At 75.4% G+C, this 4,034-nt stretch carries 4 protein-coding genes and 1 pseudogene; 2 read left to right on the forward strand and 3 right to left on the reverse strand.

Annotation, left to right across the window (positions count from 1 at the left end):
- A pseudogene (locus ACFXAM_RS38090) lies at window positions 1-197 on the forward strand (hypothetical protein); the annotation flags it as partial.
- A gap of 60 nt (window positions 198-257) precedes the next feature.
- Here ACFXAM_RS38090 and ACFXAM_RS38095 read toward each other — a convergent pair.
- Complete coding sequence (locus ACFXAM_RS38095) at window positions 258-1,505, reverse strand: MFS transporter (protein WP_380298453.1); 1,248 nt, start codon at window positions 1,503-1,505, stop codon at window positions 258-260.
- A gap of 124 nt (window positions 1,506-1,629) precedes the next feature.
- Here ACFXAM_RS38095 and ACFXAM_RS38100 point away from each other — a divergent pair, with 124 nt between their 5' ends.
- Complete coding sequence (locus tag ACFXAM_RS38100; RefSeq protein WP_380298454.1) at window positions 1,630-2,565, forward strand: LysR family transcriptional regulator; 936 nt, start codon at window positions 1,630-1,632, stop codon at window positions 2,563-2,565.
- Between the two features lie 32 nt (window positions 2,566-2,597).
- Here the strand turns inward: ACFXAM_RS38100 and ACFXAM_RS38105 are convergent, their stop codons facing one another.
- Window positions 2,598-3,020 (reverse strand): I66 family serine proteinase inhibitor, encoded by a 423-nt coding sequence (locus tag ACFXAM_RS38105; protein ID WP_380298456.1) that lies wholly within the window; start codon window positions 3,018-3,020, stop codon window positions 2,598-2,600.
- 124 nt (window positions 3,021-3,144) lie between these two features.
- A complete protein-coding gene (gene pflA, locus ACFXAM_RS38110) occupies window positions 3,145-3,900 on the reverse strand; it encodes a pyruvate formate-lyase-activating protein (protein WP_380298458.1) in 756 nt (251 codons plus the stop codon).
- Window positions 3,901-4,034 lie beyond the last annotated feature (134 nt).

A 4,034-nucleotide genomic window follows, 5' to 3' on the forward strand; every position in this document is an offset into this window, starting at 1 on the left:
CCGTGCGGCCTGCCGCCGACACCGCACCGCTCGCGGCGGCCCCGGCGTCCGGTGAGAAGAAGAAGGGCGGCTTCTTCAAGAAGCTCGGCATCGCCGCCCTGGTCGTCGTCCTGCTCATCGTGCTGTTCTTCATCGGGCTCGTCGTGGCGATCGTGTTCGCCGTCCGCCGGATCTTCCGCCGCCGCCGCGAGGCGTGACCCGCGCCGCCCGGCCACCGCACCCCGTGGTGGCGGGGCGGAGCGGTCGGCGCGGCCCGGTCACGAACGCCCGGGGGACGGCTCCGCCCCGCCCCGCGGCGCCCGCTCCCCGCGGCGCGGGCGCAGCAGCGGGCCGGCCAGGACCAGCGCACCCGCGACCGCGATGGCGGCGCGGGGACCGATGGCGCCGGCCAGCAGCCCGCCGAGCGCGGTGAGGACGGCGACGGCCGCCTGCTGGCCGATCGACCAGGCCGCCAGGGTGCGGGCCACGAGCCGCCGGGGCGTGCGTTCGAGCCGGTGGGCGGCGAGCACCGGGTTGTACAGGCTCATGTTGACGATGATCGCCAGCTCGACGGCGATCACGGTGACCAGGCCGGCCGTGCCGGGGCGCACGAAGGCCAGGCCGATCAGCCAGACCGCGCGCAGCGTGCCGACCACCCGGAGCACCCGGTGCCGGCCGTGGCGGGCGACCACCCGGGGGGCCAGCCGGGAGCCGATCAGCCCGCCGAGACAGGGAGCGGCGAAGGCCAGCCCGTACTGCCAGGGGGTGAATCCGAGCCGGCCGAGCAGCAGGACCGTCAGCAGCGGCTGGGTGGCCATGATCAGACCGGAGACGAGCAGGTTGTCGAGGTAGAGCGCCCGCAGCGCGGGATCCCCCAGGAGGTGCCGCCAGCCGTCGAGCACCGCGCCCGCCCGGATCCGTCCGCCGCCGGCCGGTCGCGGAGCGTCCTCCCGGCCGCCGATCGCGGCGATGCCCAGCGCGGACAGCAGATAACCGGCCGCGTCCGCCAGCACCGTGGCGACCGGCCCGAACAGGCCGATCGCCGCCCCGCCCAGCGGCGGCCCGATCGCGAGGGCGCTCCAGTTGGTGGACTCGAACCGCGCGTTGGCCACCAGCAGGTCCTCCGGCCGGACCAGGGCCTTGAGGAAGGCGCCACTGGCCGCGTTGAAAGCGATCTTGGCGGCCGCGACCACTGCGGAGACCACCAGCAGCTGGACGAAGCCCAGCCGGCCGAACGCGTGGGCGACCGGGATCGACGCCATGGCGGCGCACCTCACCAGGTCCGTCGCGATCATCACCCGCCGCTTGCGCCGGAACTCCACCCACGGCGCGAGCGGCAGCGCGATCAGCGCACCGACCGCCGGGCCGGCCGCGGACAGCGCGGACACCTCGGCGGGCCCCGCGTGCACCACCAGCACGGCGATCAGCGGCAGCGCCCCGAACCCGAGGCCGGACCCGTAGGCGCTCGCCGCGTACGCCGCCCAGAGCCAGGCGAACCGCCGCCCCAGCGCTCCTCCGCCCGTCATGCCGCACCCTCCCCGCACAAACGACTGTTGCCGGGGCAGAGCCAAGCGGGCCGTGAAGCAGCAGGTCAAACAACCGGTCCACCCGATCTGAACAACCACAGGTTGTTCACTAGGGTGGTGCGCCATGGACCTCGAAGCCGTACGCACCTTCGCCGCCGTCGCCGGGGCGGGCCAGTTCCAGAAGGCCGCCGCCGACCTGTCGATCACCCAGCAGGCCGTTTCCAAGCGCATCGCCGCCCTGGAGCGCGATCTCGGGGTACGGCTGTTCAACCGCACCCCGCGCGGCGCCGAACCCACCATCGACGGGCAGGCGTTCCTGCCGCACGCGCGCGAACTGCTGCGCGTCGCCGAGCGCGCGGTCGCCTCCGTGCACGCCGGGCGCCGTCCGCTGCGCGTCGATGTGATCAGTTCACGCGGCGCGGGCTCGGGCCTGATGCGCGGCTTCCACCGGACCCACCCGGAGATCGAGCTGGACGTGCTGACGCTGCTGGAGATCGGGGCCGCCGTCGGCGCCATCGAGTCGGGCGCGATCGACGCGTCCTTCCGGGCCGTCGCCATGCCCGGCGGACGCCTGCCGGACTCCGTCGCGTCCGTCCGGGTCGCCGACGAGCCACTCCAGCTGCTCACCGGCCCGGGCCACGCGCTGGCCGACGCCCGGTCGGTGACCCTCGCCGAGCTCGCCGGGCACCGGATCTGGATGCCCGGCCTGCTCCCCGGCTCCGAGTGGGCCGCCTACTACGACGACCTGGTCGCCGCGTTCGGCCTCACCATCGAGGCGACCGGCCCGAACTTCGGCTCCGACGCCCTCCTCGACACCGTCGCCGACACTCCGGCCCTGGCCACCTTCATGGGCGGCCTGACCCGCCTGGTCTGGCCCGCCGGCCACGGCCTGCGCCTGATCCCGGTGACCGACCCGGTGCCGGTCTACCCGCACGCGCTCCTCTGGCACCGCGACAACCCCCACCCGGCCCTGCCCGCCCTGCGCGCCCACCTCGCCACGGCCTCACCCGCCCATGACGCCCCCGGCACCTGGCGGCCGGACTGGGTGGTCCCGCACTGAGCGGCCGGGGGGGGCGACGCCCGGGCCGGGCCCTACGCGTGGACCCGCTCGAACACGAAGGTGGACCGGCCCAGGTCGTCGAGCGCGGGCAGCACCTCGACCGGGCCGTGCGCGCCCTCCGCCGGGGCGAGCCACACCACGCCCTGCCGCGAGCGGACCTCGTAGCCGTCCACGGTCCCGTCGACCGCGGTCAGCTCCCACTCCTCGGCGTGCTCCTGCCCGACGAGCAGGGCGACCAGCGGCCCCGCCGGCGCGTCGTTCCCGATGCCGGTGGGGGCGCGCTTGGCGTACAGCTTGTGGCGCCCGCCGGGCAGCGCCTCGACGATCCACACCGCGTTCTCGTCGTCGGTCGCGGCGAACACCGCCTTGGGCGCCAGGTCGAAGGTCTCCGTCCTGGCGCGGCCGACCGGCCGGCCGGCGTTGCGGATCCTGTAGGGGCCGGAGTCCAGGGTCATCGGTGCGGTCCGTCCTGCGCGGGGGCGTGCGGTACACGGACGTTCTACGCGCCACCCGGTCCGGTCCGGGCGAGGACCCGCGCGCGGGCCACCCGAAAGAGTGGCGGCCCCCCGCGGGGCGCCGTCAGACGGCGTGCAGGCCGTGGGCGGTGAACACGGCGCGGGCGGCGGCGGTCTGCTCGGCGGTGGGGACCGGGGTGCCGGCGAGGGGGAAGTCGAGGCCGAGGGCGCTCCACTTGGCGGCGCCGAGCTTGTGGAAGGGCAGCACGTCGACGCGGGTGACGTTGCCGAGCGAGGCGGCGAAGGCGGCGACGCCCTCGACGTTGCCGGTGGGGTCGGTGAGGCCGGGGACGAGCACGAAGCGGACGTGGACCTCCGTACCGAGACCGGCCAGGCGGCGGGCGAAGTCCAGGGTGGGCGACAGCCGGCGCCCGGTCACCCGGCGGTACAGCGCGCGGTCCCAGGACTTGAGGTCCAGCAGCACCAGATCGGTGTCCGCGAGCAGGGCGTCGGTGGCGCGGGTGCCGAGGTAGCCGGAGGTGTCCAGGGCGGTGTGCAGCCCGAGCTCGTGCTTGAACCGGTGCAGCAGTTCCCCGGTGAGGGCGGGCTGGAGCAGCGGCTCGCCGCCGCTGACGGTCGCGCCGCCGCCGGAGGCACGGATGAAGGCGGTGTACCCGGCGGCCTCCCGGACGACCTCGTCGGCGGTCACCGGGCGGCCGTCGGCCAGGTAGCGGGTGTCGGGATTGTGGCAGTACTGGCAGCGCAGCGGGCAGCCGGCCAGGAAGGCGACGAAGCGGGTGCCGGGGCCGTCGACGCCGGTGGACAGGTCCCAGGAGTGCAGCATGCCGGTCACCGGCGCGGTGGGGACGTCGTCGGTCATGGGGATCTCCCTCGGAGGGTGGTGCGCCGCCCGCCCCCCCGGCCGGGGGGGGGGCCGGCGGGGCCGGGCCCCGGCCAAAACCGGGTGGTATTAAAAAAAGTACCGTGCCGCCGCCCGCCAAAGGTTTAAAAAGG

The sequence above is a fragment of the Kitasatospora sp. NPDC059462 genome, from assembly GCF_042749955.1.
In the GTDB taxonomy this organism is placed as follows: Bacteria; Actinomycetota; Actinomycetes; order Streptomycetales; family Streptomycetaceae; genus Kitasatospora.